This is a genomic window from Neobacillus niacini (assembly GCF_030817695.1).
Lineage (GTDB): Bacteria > Bacillota > Bacilli > Bacillales > Cytobacillaceae > Neobacillus > Neobacillus niacini_F.
This window is the reverse complement of record NZ_JAUSZQ010000002.1, coordinates 1-17,943: the sequence shown is the minus strand read 5'-3', so window position 1 is coordinate 17,943 and position 17,943 is coordinate 1. Positions and strand designations below refer to the sequence as shown.

Sequence of the window (17,943 nt, the reverse complement as noted above, 5' to 3'; positions counted from 1 at the left end):
GTATTCTAGGTCTCTGCTTTTTACATTCTTATAGTTCTTGCCCGTTTGTAGCAATCACGTTTTTGTACCAGAAGAATGATTTCTTCTTACTACGCTCAAGCGTACCACTTCCATCATCATGCTTATCTACATAGATAAAGCCATAACGCTTGGACATTTCGCCTGTTGACGCACTCACTAGGTCGATACAGCCCCATGGAGTATATCCCATTAAATTCACACCATCTTCAATCGCTTCACCCATTGCATCGATATGGCTTCTTAGATAATCAATACGATAATCATCATTGATTGAGCCATCCTCTTCGACTTTATCATAAGCGCCGAGTCCATTTTCTACGACGAATAATGGCACTTGATAACGGTCATATAATTGGTTTAGAGCGATTCGAAGTCCAGTAGGGTCGATTTCCCAGCCCCAATCACTAGCGCTTAAGAATGGGTTCTTAACGCCGCCAATTAGATTACCTTGTCCAATTTCCTCTGGTGTTTTATGCTTTTTATCTGTGCGTGACATATAGTAACTGAAGGAGATGAAATCAACAGTACCTTCCTTAATGATTTCTAAGTCACCCTCTTTAATTTCAAGGCTAATGCTGTTTTCTTTAAAGAAACGGTTTGCAAACGCTGGATAAGCTCCTCTAACCTGTACATCACCACAATAATTGTTAAATAGACGTTCCTCTTGTAGTGCATGTAACACATTTTCAGGATTGCAATCATAAGAATAGGTTGGTGCATAGATAAGCATACAGCCGATTTGACTTCCAGGAATGATTTCATGTCCCGCTTTTACAGCAAGGGCACTTGCTACAAATTGGTGATGAAGACCTTGGAAACTATCTTGTAACTTTGTTTCTTCCGTTTCTGGTGAGAAACCAAGTCCAAGAAGCGGCATGTGTGTTGCACCGTTGATTTCGTTAAATGTTAACCAGTATTTTACTTTGTTTTTATAGCGTTTGAACAATGTTGTTGCATAACGTTCAAAGAAACCGATCACTTCACGGTTACGCCAACCGCCATATTCAGTGATTAGATAAAGCGGAATCTCATAGTGAGAAATCGTAACAACCGGTTCAATATTATATTTTTCTAATTCATCGAATACACGGTCATAGAAAGCTAAACCTTCTTCATTTGGTTCTAATTCGGTACCTTTAGGGAAAATCCGGCTCCAAGCTATACTCATTCGATATGTTTTAAAGCCCATTTCAGCAAATAGTGCGATATCTTCTTTGTAACGGTGATAAAAATCAATGCCATCATGGTTCGGATAAACATATTTCTCGCTATCAATTTTAAAATCAAAACCGGGTTCTGAAATAACCTTTAATCTTACTTTTCCACCAGGCATGACATCTGCTAGATTCATTCCTTTGCCGCCTTCAAGATAGGCACCTTCTAATTGGTTAGCAGCTGTAGCGCCGCCCCATAAAAATCCTTCTGGAAATTGATATGTTGTTTTATTCATATAGAATCCCTCCATTTTTTTGGTTACGCTTACTGCTTACCTAAAAAAGCAAATAAAAAAACCTAAACCACGTAATGAAGACATAAGGGTCTCATAGAATACGTGATTTAGGTTTTGCCTGCATAACCAGTAACAATCCTAAAAGGTTGTTTGTTTAATTGCGTTTACTATAACATGATTTTTTTTAACAGGCAAGAATTTTTGTAACCGTTATTTTTTTGTATTTATATATATATAAGATGGTTTTCGGGTTTCAATTAATCTATTAATTTTTTTAAAGAGAAAGCGTTGACATATACCAAATACCCGTGATAAATTACACGTATCAAATAAAACTTAATAAAATTCCTTTGCAGGAATGTTACCTTAAGTGGGCATAACCTGATCTGATTAGAGTAAGACACGCTCTTTGCTATGAGTGTGTACTGTATCTAATCAGGTCAGGTTTTTTATTTGATAAAAATTAAATTCAGATAAAAATAAAATCAAATAAAGAAGGAAGGGTCAAAATATGAAATACGAACAGTTAGCAAAAGATATTCTTGCAAATGTGGGCGGAAAAGAAAACGTTTCCAGTCTTGTTCACTGTATTACACGTCTCCGCTTTAAGTTAAAGGATGAAAAGAAAGCTAATACAGAAGTGTTAAAAAATATGGATGGTGTTGTTACCGTTATGAAAAGCGGAGGACAATATCAGGTCGTTATCGGAAACCATGTCCCTGATGTGTATGCCGCTGTTTTACAAGTTGGAAACCTTGGTTCTGTAAGCGAAAACAGTGATTCAAGCAGTGATGAAAAAACGAGTTTGGGTGCGAAATTCATTGATATGATTTCAGGTGTTTTCCAACCAATCTTAGGCGTTCTTGCTGCAACAGGTATGATTAAAGGGTTTGCTGCCTTAATCTTAGCGTTAGGTTGGGTCGAAGCAACTTCTGGCTCTTACCAACTATTGAATATTGCTGGGGATGGACTATTTAACTTCTTGCCAATTTTCTTAGGATATACAGCAATGAAGAAATTTGGCGGTTCACCGTTTATCGGGATGGCGATCGCCGCAGCCTTGGTACACCCTACATTAGCAACATTAACAACAGGGGAAGTTTCCACGGTGCTTTTCAAAGGTACACTCTTTGAATCACCAATACACATTACATTCTTAGGGATTCCTGTAATAATGATGAGTTATGCATCAAGCGTTATTCCAATTATTCTATCAGCCTTTGTAGCTTCAAGAGTAGAAAAAGGGTTAAAGAAGATTATTCCAGATGTTGTAAAAACATTCGTAGTTCCATTCTTTACAATTGCGATCATGGTACCAGTAACATTCCTAGCAATCGGACCGATCTCAACATGGGCGGGCAGTTTGTTAGGTGCAGCGACTGTATGGATTTATGAGTTAAGCCCTCTTGTAGCTGGTTTAATTCTAGGCGGATTATGGCAAGTATTTGTTATCTTCGGTCTTCATTGGGGTCTTGTTCCAATCGCAATTAACAACTTGACTACTATGGGTAACGACCCAGTATTAGCAACAACCGTTATGGTATGTTTTGCACAAATCGGTGCAGTATTAGCCGTTATGCTAAAAACTAAAGACAAAACATTAAAATCACTTAGCGTTTCATCTTTCATTTCAGGTATTTTCGGTGTAACAGAACCGGCTATTTACGGTATTACATTACCGCTTAAAAAACCATTCATCATGAGCTGTATCGGTGGTGCAGTTGGTGGAGGTATCATCGGTGCAACTGCAGGTAAATTATGGATGTTTGGTGGAATGGGTGTATTCGTTTTCCCAGCCTTTATCAAACCAGGTGCAGGACTTGATATGAGTTTCTATGGATCGATTATTGCTTTGGTCGCAGGTTTTGCAGTAGCATTTGTTTTAACTTATTTATTCGGTGGAATTAATCAAGAGAAGACTTCAAAGGGTACAAATGAAACAACTACTGCTTCTAAGGAAATTGCAGCAACTAAGGTCCAAAATGAAGAATTGGTTAGCCCATTAAATGGGAAAGTACTAGCATTATCAGAAATTGAAGACGCTGCGTTTTCATCTGGTGCACTTGGACACGGTGTGGCAATTGAACCAAGCGAAGGTAAGTTACTCGCTCCTGTATCTGGAACTGTATCGGCATTGTTCCCAACGAATCATGCGATTGGAATTACAACTGATTCAGGTGCAGAAATTCTAATGCATATTGGAATGGATACGGTTCAATTAGAAGGAAAGTATTTCAAAGCGCATACTACTCAAGGTGAGTATGTGAAAAAAGGTCAATTATTAATTGAGTTCGATATCGAGCAAATTAAAAAAGCAGGTAAGCCGTTAACAACACCTGTTGTCGTGACGAACCATAAGGAATACAGCTTACAGTTAACAAATCAAAAGCAAGTAAAAACAGGTAATCAATTAATGAAACTAGTGACGAATTAATCATTTTTATTGAAGAAAGGAAAAGGTTTGCTTTTCCTTTCTTCCTGTGTTTAAAGAAAGGAAGGATAAAATGGCTTTTCCTAACGGATTTTTATGGGGCGGCGCGATTGCAGCTAACCAAGCGGAAGGTGCTTATTTAGCTGACGGAAAGGGATTAACAACGGTTGATTTATTACCAACAGGGAATAAACGCTGGGAGATTATGTTTGGGAATCTGCCTTCGTATGAACCACTTGAAGGTGAATTTTATCCATCACATGAAGCAATAGACTTTTTCCACACTTACAAAGAAGATATTGCGCTTTTTGCTGAAATGGGCTTCAAAGCATTGCGTTTATCTATCTCTTGGGCTCGGATTTTCCCAAATGGAGATGATGCCGCGCCGAACGAAGCAGGACTTCAATTTTACGACAATGTATTTGATGAACTCTTAAAATATGGTATCGAGCCTGTGGTAACGATTGCCCATTTTGATGTACCCGTTAACTTAGTGAAAAATTATGGCAGCTGGAGAAATCGCAAGCTGGTTAACTTTTTTGAAACATATGCTACAACTCTTTTTAAAAGATATAAAGACAAAGTAAAGTACTGGATGACGTTTAATGAAATCAATATGCTTCTGCACTTGCCGTTTGTTGGAGCTGGCCTTGTCTTTAACGAGGGAGAAGATAAAAAGCAGGTAAAATACCAAGCTGCGCATCACCAATTGGTGGCAAGTAGCTTGGCAGTAAAAGCTGGACATGAGATCATTCCTGATGTGAAAATTGGCTGTATGTTGGCAGCAGGTCAAACATATCCGTATTCATGTAACCCCGATGATATTTTTGATGCAATGGAAAAAGACCGTGATTCGTTCTTCTTTATCGATGTGCAATCTCGGGGGCAATACCCAGGCTATGCCAAAAGATTTTTCAAGGATAATAACCTGACGATTGAAATGGAAGAGAAGGATGAAGAGCTTCTAAGGAATCATACGGTAGATTATATTGGCTTCAGTTATTATGCAAGCCGCACAACAAGTACGGATCCAGAAATTAATAAGACCACTGAAGGCAATGTGTTCGGTTCCATTGAAAATCCTTACCTTGAAAAGTCTGAGTGGGGGTGGACAATTGACCCGAAGGGCTTCCGTATTACCGCGAACCAATTATATGATCGCTACCAAAAACCTCTATTCGTTGTTGAAAATGGCTTAGGTGCAGTCGATGTTCCAACAGAAGATGGAAGTGTTAACGACGATTACCGCATCGAGTATTTACGTAAGCACGTGGCAGAAATGTCTGAAGCGATTGAAGACGGAGTTGAAATTCTCGGCTATACCAGCTGGGGGCCAATTGATCTTGTCAGTGCTTCAACTGGTGAGATGAAAAAGCGCTATGGCTACATTTATGTGGACAAGGATAATGAGGGCAATGGGACGCTCAAGCGTTCAAAGAAGAAGAGTTTCGAATGGTATAAGGGTGTCATTGCAACCAATGGAGAAAAACTATAATATATACTATAAAGTAGGAAAGCTGTTATGGCTTTCCTACTTTCCAATCTCTAGATTTTTTAACGATCACTAAATCAGTTATTAAAACCATATCTAACATATATAGGTGGTCAAATGAAAATAGCTAAAGTATTTAATAATAATGTTATCAGTGCATTTAATGAGAAAAACCAAGAATTAGTGGTCATGGGGAGAGGTCTAGCATTTCAAAAAAAGCCCGGAGATACTGTGGACGAAGAAAAGATTGAAAAGACCTTTGTCTTAAAAAATAACGATTTATCTGAGAGATTCAAGACTCTTTTATATGAAGTGCCTATTGAATACATGGAAATAACGGAGAGTATCATCCAACTCGCTAAAAGCAGGTTAGGTAGAAACCTTAACGACAGCATTTATGTCTCTTTAACCGACCATATTCACTTTGCTGTAGATAGACACCAAAAAGGCTACGATATAAAAAATGCTTTATTGTGGGAAATCAAAAGGTTTTATAAGGATGAGTTTTTAATCGGTATGGAGGCATTAAAAGTAGTTAAAGAGAAAATAGGTGTCCTCTTGCCGGAGGATGAAGCTGGTTTTATTGCCATGCACATCGTTAACTCAGGCTTGAATGAAGAAATGCCAAATGTCGCTAATATTACGAGAGTCATGCAAGATATCCTAAACATAGTGAAATATCATTATAAAATTAGTTTTGACGAGGAATCATTAAATTATTTTCGATTTGTGACGCATTTGAAATTTTTTGCTCAGAGACTTTATAGCAAGAATTATATTGAAGACGATGATCCATTCCTGTATGAGTCCTTTAAGCAAAAGCATAAAGAGGCATTTATATGTACAGAAAAAATCAATGATTACATTGAAAATCAATTTGACTATAGTCTTACAAATAATGAAAAATTATACTTGGCAATTCATATACAAAGAGTGGTAAATCGCTAAAGTTGGTGATCTATAGAAAAGGCCTTTCATCAGTTATTAAAACTGGTGGAAGGCCTTTTTCGATTTTATTTAGTTTTTGAATATTGCGTTACTTTTTACAGGAATTTCCTAAAGTAAAATAGAATACATGAGATATAATTGTTCTATATAGATAGAACTGTTGAGGAGGATATAAAGTGGCCCGTGAACAAATGAACCCGATAATAGAAAAAATACTCTTAAACATTGAAAAGGTTATGATTGGAAAAAGGAATGTAGCCGAACTAAGCCTTATTGCCTTATTAGCAGAAGGTCATGTGCTGCTGGAGGATGTACCTGGTGTGGGGAAGACTATGATGGTCCGTGCTCTTGCCAAGTCTGTAAATGCTAACTTTCGGAGGATTCAGTTTACTCCTGACTTACTGCCGTCAGATGTTACAGGAATTTCGATATATAACCCAAAAGAAATGGAATTTCAATTCCGGCCGGGACCATTGATGGGGAATATTATTCTCGCCGATGAAATAAACCGGACGTCGCCAAAGACCCAGTCGGCGCTGCTTGAAGGAATGGAAGAGGCGAGTGTAACCATTGATGGCGTTACCCATCGGCTGCAAAAGCCATTTTTTGTTATGGCGACACAAAATCCCATTGAGTACGAAGGGACTTATCCGCTGCCAGAAGCACAATTGGATCGCTTTTTATTAAAAATGAAAATGGGCTACCCCGATGTAGATGAAGAAATAGAAGTTTTAAATCGAGCACAAAAAGTCCCGCCGATCGAAGACCTTTATCCAGTGATTGACCTAGAAGGATTAATCGCATTGCAAAAGGAAATCAAAGAAGTCTATGTCGACCCAACGATTAAACGATATATTGTTGACATCGTTAACCTAACGAGAAACTTTTCTGGAGTGTACCTTGGTGCCAGTCCAAGGGGATCCATTGCCCTCATGAAAACGGCACAGGCCTATGCCTTTATGTATGGCCGAGACTATATCCTTCCTGACGATATTCAATACTTAGCACCGTTTGTTTTATCTCATCGGATTATTTTAAAATCAGAAGCAAAATTTGAAGGAATTTCTGCAGAAGAAATTGTCACTCGAGTGATTGCGAGGATTCCTGTTCCAATCCAAAGGCTTGTGAAGTAACGATGAAAAAGTTATGGATTCCATTCAAAAAAGTATGGAAGTTTGTCGTCTTACTATTTTTGATTATGCTTACCTTTTCTTATGCCATGTTTCAAGGCGGATTTGTAAGCTGGTTTTTATTTTATAGCTTTTTGCCTTTTGCTCTTTATTGTATCTGTTTATCCTTCTATTCCTTGAATGAGCTGGAAATAACTCGACATATACCCCAAAGTGATTACAATGCCGGCGAAGCGTTGAAGATAACTGTAAATGTAAAGAGAAAATCACTTTTTCCTATATTTTATCTGTTCATTGAGGATCAAATAGATGACACTCTAACCCATAAGAAAGAGAAGGCAAAGACATTAGTATTGCCGGGGTTTAGGAAGAATTTTTCCTATGAATACGTCATTGATGAACTTCCACGGGGAGAGCATATATTTCACGGTTTTTTCGTCAAAACCGGTGATATACTCGGCTTAGTTGAGAAAGAAAAGGTACAGACAAATGAAAGTAAAATCATTGTCTACCCAGCTTATACTGACTTACTGTACCGCCCCTTTGAAACCCATTTTGATCAAGGGATGACAGCGTCAAGGGAGCGGGTACAGCGTGATACCACATTGGCGATTGGTGTCCGGGATTACCAGCCTGGTGATCGATTTTCATGGATTAACTGGAAAGCCTCTGCAAAGCGAAATGAAATCATGACAAAGGAATTTGAACAGCGTCAATCTCATGATGTGTTTGTGGCGATGGATTGCGCACCTGGTCAGCATTTTGAAGCAGTCGTTTCCTTTACCGCTTCTTTATTACGTGCTGTTTTGAAAAAAGGAGCACAAATTGGGCTATTGACCATTAGCCGTGAAAGAGCAACATTTCCTATAAGGGGCGGAGAAAATCAACTCCACCAGCTTTTCTATCATTTAGCAAAGATAGAAGCAAAGTGTCTTTCCTCGTTTGAAAAAGTGTTAGAGACTGAGGGGATGTTTGTCCAACAAACCGTATCCTTCTTATTAGTATCGGCTCATTTAACGAAGCCATTAATAGAAAAGGCTGGCTTCCTAGGGCAAAGAAAGGGGAAGATTACTCTATTTCTTATAAAAGGGGAAAAGGAGTCTCCAACAGAAGACGAAAGATCACTAATTGCACTGGCAAATGCACGAAATGTACGTGTAGTGATGGTTCATGAAGGGCAATTTGGTCATGCCTTTTCGGAGGTGAATTTGCGATGAAAAGAGATTTTCAGTCGTTTCTACTATACTTGTTTGGTTTTTTGCTGCTATGGGAATGGCTCCGTCCAATTGGGCAATTAACAACGACCGATCATATTGAAATGTTCGTCATTTTTATCCTCTTATCTTTTACATTGGCTTTTCTTAGGATGAAGTGGATTTGGCAGATGATAATAAAATTATGGTTTATCTTTTTCTCAGTTAATATGTTTCATTATGGGGAAGGGTTCTTTCAATTGGGTTGGTTAACTTTTTTTACCAATGAATTGACCACAAATTTTAGCAGGATAGTGGCTCGCAATTGGTTAGGGTTGACCAATGAATTTAGGACATTCTTGTTGTTTATTCTTCTTTGGTTAATGGTGTACTTAGTTCATTATTGGTTATTGAATCGGAAAAGAATTTTCATTTTCTTCTTTATGACACTCATTTATATTACCGTTTTAGATACATTTACACTTTATAGTGCAAAAACAGCCATTATCCGAACGGTTGTAGTTGGGTTTGCTGTGATGGGGATGTTAACCTATTACCGAATTCTCGGTAAGGAACAAGTAAATAGTGATTCCTTTACTACTCGAAAATGGATGAGACCGTTAGTTTTAATGATTGCTTCTAGCGTTTTCGTTGGCATTATTGCTCCAAAGTTCGCGCCGATATGGCCAGACCCTGTTCCATACCTAAAGGCTGCAGGCAATAAAGGTGGCGAAGATGTGGCAGGCAATGGGATTGCCAAAGTGGGTTACGGCACAGATGATTCCCGTTTAGGCGGTCCTTTTATTGGCGATGACAGTATCGTATTTCGAAGTGAAGCTGCAGAAAAGAATTATTGGAAGGTAGAAACAAAGGACCATTATACAGGAAAAGGGTGGATTCCTTCTGAATCGACTCCCTTCCGAATAGGAGGAGAGGAGTTAATACCTGTTTCCCCTATCCCTTCTAATGTTGAAACCCGGGATGAGAGTGCTTCCTTATTAATGTTTATGGATTATGATCACGTCATCTATCCGGCTGGTATCCAAAGGGTACAATTTCAACGTGATTATAATTTAGAAATCGACTCAACTAAGGAAAAGATCTCTATATTGAACGGTTTTGACTCTAGTCCAATTGCTCCTGATTCCTATTCAGTGGAGTATAAGGTTCCGAATTATAAGGCAACTGAGCTAAGGGAAACAACTGCGGCAAACCCGCAACAGATTCATGCAGAATTTCTCGCAAGATATACGCAATTGCCGGATAACCTGCCTGATAGAGTGAGGGAACTGGCTGAGAGTATCACAGAAAAAGAAACAAACTGGTTTGATAAAGCAAAAGCCGTGGAGCGCTATTTTGGCGGCTCTGGGTTCACTTACAGTCAGAGTGATGTAGCCGTTCCGGGAGAAAATGAGGATTACGTGGACCAATTTCTATTTGAAACAAAAATAGGGTACTGTGATAATTTTTCCACCTCGATGGCGGTTTTGCTCCGATCAATCGGAATTCCTACACGCTGGGTTAAAGGTTATACTGGCGGGGAGTTTTTAGAATACAGCGAAGATAATTCTTCGAAACAAATTTATGAAATCACCAATAATAATGCCCATTCCTGGGTTGAAGTTTATTTTCCTAATCAAGGATGGGTTCCATTTGAACCAACAAAGGGATTCACGAATAGTGTTTCAATTGATTTTACAAACAATGATGGAACAACTCCTGCTGCTGAAACAACGGCAACGCCGACACCAAAGCCACAGCGGAACCTGGACGAAGAAAGCGGCAGTTCCAAGAAGACAGAACAAACTTTTTCATTTAGTGGTTTCTGGCTTAGCATTAAAACGTTCTTCAATCAAAACGGGGAATGGATTATTGGTTTAGCTGGTGTAGTCATTGGTGCAGCTTGCCTAATGTATAGGTTACGAGGAAAGTGGATTCCTCGTTTATATTTACTTCAGTTCCGTTTAAGAAAAAAGGATGAAAATATTGGTAAAGCTTATCTTATCCTTTTAGAACAACTAGAGAGGTACGGCTTAAAGCGAAATGAGAATCAAACATTAAGAAATTATGCCCGATACATTGATACATTCTTTGCTTCTAGAGAGATGTCTAAGCTGACGGATAGATATGAGCAATATCTTTACCATCAGAAACTCCCCGAAGGAAGCTGGAAGGATTCACGGGAATTATGGGAAAATTTAATTAAAAAGACAATTGCTTGACCGATAAAACAACCTATTGTTACAATAAGGCGTAAATTTAATGAGTATTCCTTCATATATCCTCGAAAATAGGGTTCGAGAGTCTCTACCGGGTTACCATAAATAACCTGACTATGAAGGCAGAAATTTCGGCTATAGCAATTGTGAAAAAGCTAGAATTCTGCCTTCCTGGTCTATTTGGGGAGGAGAATTCTAGTTTTTTTTTGTTATTTAAGTAAATACTATCCTTATTATTTTGGAAGAGGTGGACGTGTTGATAAATACAGATATGATTGTAGTTTTAGACTTCGGAAGTCAGTATAACCAGTTAATTACACGCAGAATTCGTGAGTTCGGCGTATACAGTGAGCTACATCCGCATACCATTACCGCTGAGGAAATTAGAAAAATGAATCCAAAGGGTATCATTTTTTCAGGTGGACCGAATAGTGTATATGATGAGAACTCATTCCGCTGTGATGAGGAAATTTTCGAAATGGGTCTGCCTATCTTAGGAATTTGCTATGGGATGCAGCTAATGACTGTTCACTTTGATGGGAAGGTTGAAAAGGCGAAGAACCGTGAGTACGGGAAGGCGGTAATGAACCTTCAAAATCAAACAAAGCTTTTCCATGATATGCCAAATGAGCAAGTGGTTTGGATGAGCCATGGAGATTTAGTTGTCGAAGCACCAGCTGGCTTTACGGTTGACGGAACAAACCCACACTGCCCGATTGCGGCTATGAGTGACGAAGCAAGGAAACTTTATGCAGTCCAATTTCACCCAGAAGTTCGTCATTCCGTATATGGAAATGAGCTGCTTAAGAATTTTGTTTTTAATGTATGTGAGTGTAAAGGCGATTGGTCAATGGGGAATTTCATTGAAGTGGAAATGGCAAAAATCCGTGAGCAAGTTGGCGACAAGAAAGTACTTTGCGCACTTAGCGGCGGAGTAGACTCCTCTGTTGTTGCAGTCCTTATTCATAAAGCGATTGGTGATCAACTAACTTGTATTTTTGTTGACCATGGTTTACTTCGCAAGAATGAAGCAGAGAGTGTAATGAAGACTTTTGCTGAAGGCTTCCATATGAACGTGATTAAAGTCGATGCGAAAGAACGTTTCATGTCTAAATTAGAAGGCGTTTCTGATCCTGAGAAGAAGCGTAAGATCATTGGCAACGAGTTCATTTATGTATTCGATGATGAAGCGACTAAGCTAGAAGGAATTGAGTTTTTAGCTCAAGGGACACTTTATACCGATATTATCGAAAGTGGAACTGCCACTGCGCAAACCATTAAATCCCATCATAATGTTGGCGGTTTGCCTGAAGATATGCAATTTAAATTAATTGAACCATTGAATACATTGTTTAAAGATGAGGTTCGTGCACTTGGAACAGAGCTTGGAATTCCCGATGATATTGTTTGGAGACAGCCATTCCCTGGACCAGGTCTTGGAATTCGTGTCTTAGGAGCGATTTCTGAAGATAAGCTCGAAATTGTCCGTGAATCTGATTGGATCCTCCGTGAAGAAATCAAGAAGGCGGGACTTGACCGTGAAATTTGGCAATACTTTACGGTACTTCCAGACATTCGCAGTGTTGGTGTCATGGGTGACGCTCGGACATATGATTATACAATCGGTATCCGCGCAGTTACCTCCATTGATGGGATGACCTCCGATTGGGCACGTATCCCATGGGATGTGCTTGAAGTGATTTCAACCCGGATTGTTAATGAAGTAGCTCACGTTAACCGAGTGGTCTATGACATTACCAGCAAGCCGCCTGCAACCATTGAATGGGAATAAATTCAAAATAATACTTCTAAAAGCGAACGTTTTTAAATATATTTTTAAAAACGTTCGCTTTTTATATTTACAAAAAAAATAATCCTTGGTAGAATAACGGAGATGTAAATAATTTGTCGATTTAACTCGTATAATATTGGGAATAAGGCCCAAGAGTTTCTACCGAGCCACCGTAAATGGCTTGACTACGAGGCAGTGTTAAACGGAGGGAAATTCCTCTTATTACACTTGCCCCAAGTCAAGCGTTCCGGTAGATATCGGAGCGTTTTTTTGTTTTATACAGATTTATTCCTAGGGGGAAGAACCAATGCAAAAATATTTTATGTTTAAGGAATTAGGAACGAATTATCGTCGTGAAATTATTGGCGGCATAACAACATTCTTGGCTATGGCCTATATATTAGTGGTTAACCCGCTAACATTGACACTATCAAGTGTACCGGATTTACCAGATGCAATGCGGATGGATTACGGGGCAGTCTTTGTAGCGACAGCATTGGCTGCAGCGATTGGTTCCATTGTTATGGGACTTCTAGGAAAATTCCCGATTGCCTTAGCGCCTGGTATGGGATTGAACGCCTTCTTTGCCTATACAATCGTGTTAGCTAGCGGCATTCCATGGCAGCATGCTTTAGGAGCAGTATTCATTTCCGGTGTATTTTTCTTCTTATTAACATTAACTGGTTTACGTGAGAAATTAATCAATGCGATTCCGATTGAGTTAAAGCATGCTGTCGGTGCTGGTATTGGTTTATATATTACCTTTATTGGATTACAGAGTGCAGGTATTGTAGTAAACAATGATGCAACCCTTGTTGGATTAGGTGATTTGACAGCTGGGCCAACTTTACTAGCGATTTTTGGAATCATTGTGACAGTTATTCTAATGACTAGAGGGATTAATGGAGCAGTATTTTTAGGAATGATTATTACTGTTATTGTAGGAATGATCTTTAACTTAATTGAAACACCAGATAAAATCGTCGATTCTGTTCCAAGTCTAGCACCTACATTTGGAGCTGCGTTTTCTTCTTTAGGTGATAGTTCATTTTACACAATGGGTATGCTTGGAATTATCTTGACTCTATTGTTTGTCGATTTCTTTGATAATGCTGGGACACTTGTAGCAGTTGCGAATCAAGCAGGAATGATCAAGGACAATAAATTACCTCGTGCAGGCAGAGCGTTACTTGCTGACTCAGTGGCAACAACTGTCGGTGCAGTTCTTGGTACTTCAACAACTACATCTTATATTGAATCATCTGCAGGGGTAGCAGCGGGTGCAAGAACAGGGTTTGCTTCACTTGTTACAGCTGCATTGTTTATTTTATCACTGTTTTTCTTCCCTTTATTATCAGTTGTTACTGCAGCAGTTACAGCACCTGCATTAATTATTGTTGGCGCGTTGATGGTAGCTTCATTAGGTAAAATTGAATGGACAAAATTTGAAGTAGCTGTACCAGCCTTCCTTACGATGATTGCTATGCCTTTGACATATAGCATTGCTACAGGTATTGCAATTGGGTTTATCTTTTACCCAATTACCATGATTGTTAAAGGACGTGCGAAGGAAATTCATCCAATCATGTACTTCTTCTTTGTTATATTCATTCTATACTTCTTATTTTTATAACCTGAGTTAAAGAGTCTGTGATAGTCACAGGCTCTTTTTTTATGCTGCGAATAATTTCACGAAATACATTTACTTTGCTTGTATTTACGGTTGGTTTCTTTTTAATAGCATATAAGTAGGTGGTTGTCGAATAATGTCGTTGACTTCTTGTTTTGTCTCTTATAACATGAGAATACTAAGCTAATTTGGACAAAATGGGGAGGAAGGCAATGGCGAAGCTATTAATTGATAAAGTATTAAATAACAATGTTTTGATTGCTGCACACCCTTCCTATGAAGAAGTAGTCTTGATCGGAAAAGGAATTGGTTTCAATCGCAAACAAGGTGATTTTATTGAAACAGATTCAGTAGAAAAGCTCTTTGTGCTTAAAGATGAAAGGGAGCAGCAAAATTATCTTAAATTACTTCCTTTTATAGATACTGATTTACAAGAAGTGATTATTTCAGCTATTGAACTTATCAAACAAAGAACCCATACGCCGTTAGATGAGCATATCCATGTTGCGTTAACTGATCACTTAATGTTTGCAATCAACAGAATATCTAAAGGCCTGGAAATGAGTAATCCGTTTCTGGTAGAAACTAAAACGCTTTATCGGCATGAATATGAAATTGCTACCGAGGTTGTTGACTTTATCAATAAAAAAACTGGGATTGCTCTTCCTGTGGGGGAGATAGGTTTTATTGCTCTCCATATTCACAGTGCCATGACAAATAGGAACTTATCTGAAGTTAATCAGCATTCACAGCTGGTCAGCAGGCTGGTAAATATGGTCGAAGAGCAGTTTGAAATTGAAATTGATAAAGAAAGCATTGATTATATGAGGCTTGTGCGTCACCTGCGATTCACCATTGAGAGAGTGGTTAAAGGGGAAAAAGTAGATGAACCAGAAAAAATAAATTCCCTATTGAAACAAGAATATCCCGTATGCTATAATCTCTCATGGAAGCTCATTAAAGTGATGCAACAGACCTTGAAAATGAAAGTATTTGACGCAGAAGCAGTGTATTTAACCATGCATTTGCAGAGAATACAGAAAAAATTTAAATAGTTATTATTTTTTACGTGTTACTGATTCGATCAGGCATGAGTGAAAAGTATTAATTGAAACCAAGACTTTTGGGTAATCTATACCCGTAGTCTCATTTCAATTGAACTTTTACTCATGCCTTTTTTGTGTTTTTATGGTAAATGAAAACGCTTAATGAGCTATATAAAAAATGGAGGTTATATATTATGTTTAAAAAAGCTTTTGGCGTCTTGCAAAAAGTCGGTAAAGCGTTAATGCTTCCGGTCGCATTATTACCGGCTGCAGGTATATTACTTGCTTTAGGAGCGGCACTATTAAACCCAGCACTTTTAGAATTAGCACCCTTCCTAGATAATAGCACGGTTAAATTGATTGCTTCTGTGATGCAGAATGCCGGAAACATTATCTTTGGGAACTTACCGCTCTTGTTTGCGGTTGGTGTTGCTGTAGGATTAGCTGGCGGAGAAGGAACCGCGGGTCTGGCTGCGATTATCGGCTACTTGGTTATGAATGTAACAATGGGAACAGTACTTGGTATTACAGCTGAGGATGTTAATGGCTTAAGTTATGCGAGTGTACTTGGAATCCCTACTCTTCAAACAGGAGTATTTGGCGGTATTATCGTCGGTATTTTAGCAGCTTCAATGTACAATAAGTTTTTTGAGATTGAATTACCATCTTATTTAGGATTTTTTGCAGGTAAACGTTTTGTTCCAATCATCACGGCAGCAACTGCTCTAGTTTTAGGGATTTTGATGATTTTTATTTGGCCGCCAATTCAAAATGGCCTAAATGCATTCTCCCAAAACATGGTTCATGCCAACTTAACGATTTCTGCATTTATTTTCGGTGTGATTGAACGTTCATTAATTCCATTTGGTTTACACCATATTTTCTATTCTCCATTCTGGTATGAATTCGGAGAATATGCAACGAAAGCAGGAGAAGTGGTTCGTGGAGACCAACGTATCTTCATGGCACAAATCACAGACAATGTTCAAAATCTAACGGCTGGAACATTTATGACAGGTAAATTCCCGTTCATGATGTTTGGTCTTCCAGCGGCGGCTTTAGCGATTTATCATGAAGCAAAGCCTGAAAAGAAAGCAGTAATTGGAGGATTAATGGCATCAGCAGCCTTGACTTCCTTCTTAACAGGTATTACAGAACCAATTGAATTCTCATTCTTATTCGTAGCACCAATATTATTTGGTATCCACGCGATTTTCGCCGGATTCTCATTTATGATCATGCACATGTTAGATGTAAAAATCGGGATGACTTTCTCTGGTGGTTTAATTGATTATATTCTTTTTGGATTAATTAACCCGCAAACTAATGCGTGGATTGTTATACCAGTAGGTCTAGTATTTGCAGTTGTCTATTACTTCGGTTTCCGTTTTGCGATTCGTACCTTTAATTTAAAAACTCCAGGACGTGAGCTAGAGGAAGAAGAAAGTCAAGCAACAACAGGTAAAGCTGGTTCGGGTGATTTGGCTTCTAACATTTTAGAGGCAATGGGCGGTAAAGGAAATATTGCTCATTTAGACGCGTGTATTACCCGTCTTCGAGTGTCAGTTAATGATATTAAAGATGTGGATAAAGACCAATTGAAAAGACTTGGTGCTGCTGGTGTCTTAGAAGTGGGGAACAATATTCAAGCAATCTTTGGACCGCGCTCGGAAACCATTAAGGGTCAAATGAAAGATATAATGAATGGTAAAAAACCAAGCACAACGGTAAAAGCGCCTGAAAAAGGTGTGGAAAAGCAAATCGAGGAAATTAATCCGGAAGCGCTTCAAACTGCACGCGGGACTGAAGGTGAAGGATTTGTGGCTCCGCTAAAAGGTGAATTAAAACCAATTACAGAAGTGCCTGACCAAGTGTTTGCAGGTAAAATGATGGGTGACGGCTTTGCGATTGTTCCGGCAGAGGGTACAATTGTATCTCCTGTAAACGGGAAAATAGTTAACCTATTCCCAACTAAACATGCAATTGGAATCCTGTCTGATACAGGACGTGAAATTCTAATCCATGTTGGAATTGATACGGTAAACCTAAAGGGGCAAGGATTTGAAACATTAGTATCTGAAAATGATATTGTAGAACAAGGTCAGCCATTACTAAAAGTTGATTTAGATTACATTAAAGAACATGCTACATCTACCATTACACCAGTTGTCTTCACTAATTTAGCTGAAGGTGAAAAGGTAGTAATTGAAAAACCAGGTCAAGTTAATCTAAAACAAGCAGGAATTATTGAAATATCGAAATAAAGAATAAAGGAGCCGGCTCTCATTAGAGGGTCGGCTTTCTTCTATATAAAATAGTCATGTAAGGGGAATGAAAATAATTTAAATATATTGTTGACGTTAGTTGGTAACGGTGTTATTATATTTTAGCGGTCGTTAATACGAGTTAACAACACGCAAGCGTCGAAAACATTTTAAAAAAAGTGTTGACGCTAAGTTAGCTAAATGATATAGTAATAGAGTTGCTTCTGAGCGAAGTTGTTCATGAAGTGATTAGAGTTAGAATATTGCTCTTTGAAAACTAAACAAACAAGAACGTCAACAAACAATTTTTTAGCTTTTTATAAAAGC

At 38.5% G+C, this 17,943-nt stretch carries 11 protein-coding genes and 2 riboswitches; of the genes, 10 read left to right on the top strand and 1 reads right to left on the bottom strand.

Annotated elements, in window-relative coordinates; all coding sequences use genetic code 11:
• Positions 1-28 precede the first annotated feature (28 nt).
• Positions 29-1,471 carry a glycoside hydrolase family 1 protein gene (locus QFZ28_RS00275; protein WP_307192863.1) on the bottom strand — a complete coding sequence of 481 codons (1,443 nt, stop codon included), beginning with the start codon at positions 1,469-1,471 and terminating at the stop codon, positions 29-31.
• A gap of 511 nt (positions 1,472-1,982) precedes the next feature.
• On the opposite strand from QFZ28_RS00275, the gene QFZ28_RS00270 reads away from it, so the two are divergent.
• From QFZ28_RS00270 to ptsG, 10 genes are all read left to right on the top strand, one after another.
• Complete coding sequence (locus tag QFZ28_RS00270) at positions 1,983-3,905, top strand: beta-glucoside-specific PTS transporter subunit IIABC (protein ID WP_307192862.1); 1,923 nt, start codon at positions 1,983-1,985, stop codon at positions 3,903-3,905.
• Between the two features lie 70 nt (positions 3,906-3,975).
• Positions 3,976-5,397 carry a 6-phospho-beta-glucosidase gene (locus QFZ28_RS00265; protein ID WP_307192861.1) on the top strand — a complete coding sequence of 474 codons (1,422 nt, stop codon included), beginning with the start codon at positions 3,976-3,978 and terminating at the stop codon, positions 5,395-5,397.
• Positions 5,398-5,511: 114 nt separating this feature from the next.
• Positions 5,512-6,342, top strand: coding sequence for a BglG family transcription antiterminator LicT (gene licT / locus QFZ28_RS00260; RefSeq protein ID WP_307192860.1), 831 nt, complete (start codon positions 5,512-5,514; stop codon positions 6,340-6,342).
• A gap of 191 nt (positions 6,343-6,533) precedes the next feature.
• Positions 6,534-7,475 carry an AAA family ATPase gene (locus tag QFZ28_RS00255; RefSeq protein WP_373428102.1) on the top strand — a complete coding sequence of 314 codons (942 nt, stop codon included), beginning with the start codon at positions 6,534-6,536 and terminating at the stop codon, positions 7,473-7,475.
• Between the two features lie 2 nt (positions 7,476-7,477).
• Positions 7,478-8,689 carry a DUF58 domain-containing protein gene (locus tag QFZ28_RS00250; protein ID WP_307192858.1) on the top strand — a complete coding sequence of 404 codons (1,212 nt, stop codon included), beginning with the start codon at positions 7,478-7,480 and terminating at the stop codon, positions 8,687-8,689.
• The gene (locus QFZ28_RS00245) at positions 8,686-10,887 is read left to right on the top strand and encodes a transglutaminase TgpA family protein (RefSeq protein ID WP_307192857.1); all 2,202 of its coding nucleotides are present in this window, start codon (positions 8,686-8,688) and stop codon (positions 10,885-10,887) included. Before QFZ28_RS00250 ends, QFZ28_RS00245 begins: the two co-directional genes overlap by 4 nt.
• Positions 10,888-10,919: 32 nt before the next feature.
• Positions 10,920-11,021, top strand: a riboswitch (purine riboswitch).
• A 134-nt stretch (positions 11,022-11,155) separates the two neighbouring features.
• Positions 11,156-12,676 carry a glutamine-hydrolyzing GMP synthase gene (gene guaA, locus QFZ28_RS00240; RefSeq protein ID WP_307192856.1) on the top strand — a complete coding sequence of 507 codons (1,521 nt, stop codon included), beginning with the start codon at positions 11,156-11,158 and terminating at the stop codon, positions 12,674-12,676.
• 106 nt (positions 12,677-12,782) lie between these two features.
• Positions 12,783-12,884, top strand: a riboswitch (purine riboswitch).
• A 99-nt stretch (positions 12,885-12,983) separates the two neighbouring features.
• Positions 12,984-14,309: an NCS2 family permease gene (locus tag QFZ28_RS00235; protein WP_307192855.1), complete on the top strand. Its 1,326-nt coding sequence runs from the start codon at positions 12,984-12,986 to the stop codon at positions 14,307-14,309.
• A 209-nt stretch (positions 14,310-14,518) separates the two neighbouring features.
• Complete coding sequence (gene glcT / locus QFZ28_RS00230) at positions 14,519-15,361, top strand: glucose PTS transporter transcription antiterminator GlcT (RefSeq protein ID WP_307192854.1); 843 nt, start codon at positions 14,519-14,521, stop codon at positions 15,359-15,361.
• Between the two features lie 185 nt (positions 15,362-15,546).
• Positions 15,547-17,616 (top strand): glucose-specific PTS transporter subunit IIBC, encoded by a 2,070-nt coding sequence (gene ptsG, locus QFZ28_RS00225; RefSeq protein ID WP_307192853.1) that lies wholly within the window; start codon positions 15,547-15,549, stop codon positions 17,614-17,616.
• Positions 17,617-17,943: the final 327 nt, after the last annotated feature.

What these genes read in the sequence shown, in the direction of transcription:
- QFZ28_RS00275 (WP_307192863.1), bottom strand. Translation starts at nt 1,471, where the DNA reads ATGAATAAAACAACATATCAATTTCCAGAAGGATTTTTATGGGGCGGC.
- QFZ28_RS00270 (WP_307192862.1), top strand. Translation starts at nt 1,983, where the DNA reads ATGAAATACGAACAGTTAGCAAAAGATATTCTTGCAAATGTGGGCGGA.
- QFZ28_RS00265 (WP_307192861.1), top strand. Translation starts at nt 3,976, where the DNA reads ATGGCTTTTCCTAACGGATTTTTATGGGGCGGCGCGATTGCAGCTAAC.
- licT (WP_307192860.1), top strand. Translation starts at nt 5,512, where the DNA reads ATGAAAATAGCTAAAGTATTTAATAATAATGTTATCAGTGCATTTAAT.
- QFZ28_RS00255 (WP_373428102.1), top strand. Translation starts at nt 6,534, where the DNA reads ATGAACCCGATAATAGAAAAAATACTCTTAAACATTGAAAAGGTTATG.
- QFZ28_RS00250 (WP_307192858.1), top strand. Translation starts at nt 7,478, where the DNA reads ATGAAAAAGTTATGGATTCCATTCAAAAAAGTATGGAAGTTTGTCGTC.
- QFZ28_RS00245 (WP_307192857.1), top strand. Translation starts at nt 8,686, where the DNA reads ATGAAAAGAGATTTTCAGTCGTTTCTACTATACTTGTTTGGTTTTTTG.
- guaA (WP_307192856.1), top strand. Translation starts at nt 11,156, where the DNA reads ATGATTGTAGTTTTAGACTTCGGAAGTCAGTATAACCAGTTAATTACA.
- QFZ28_RS00235 (WP_307192855.1), top strand. Translation starts at nt 12,984, where the DNA reads ATGCAAAAATATTTTATGTTTAAGGAATTAGGAACGAATTATCGTCGT.
- glcT (WP_307192854.1), top strand. Translation starts at nt 14,519, where the DNA reads ATGGCGAAGCTATTAATTGATAAAGTATTAAATAACAATGTTTTGATT.
- ptsG (WP_307192853.1), top strand. Translation starts at nt 15,547, where the DNA reads ATGTTTAAAAAAGCTTTTGGCGTCTTGCAAAAAGTCGGTAAAGCGTTA.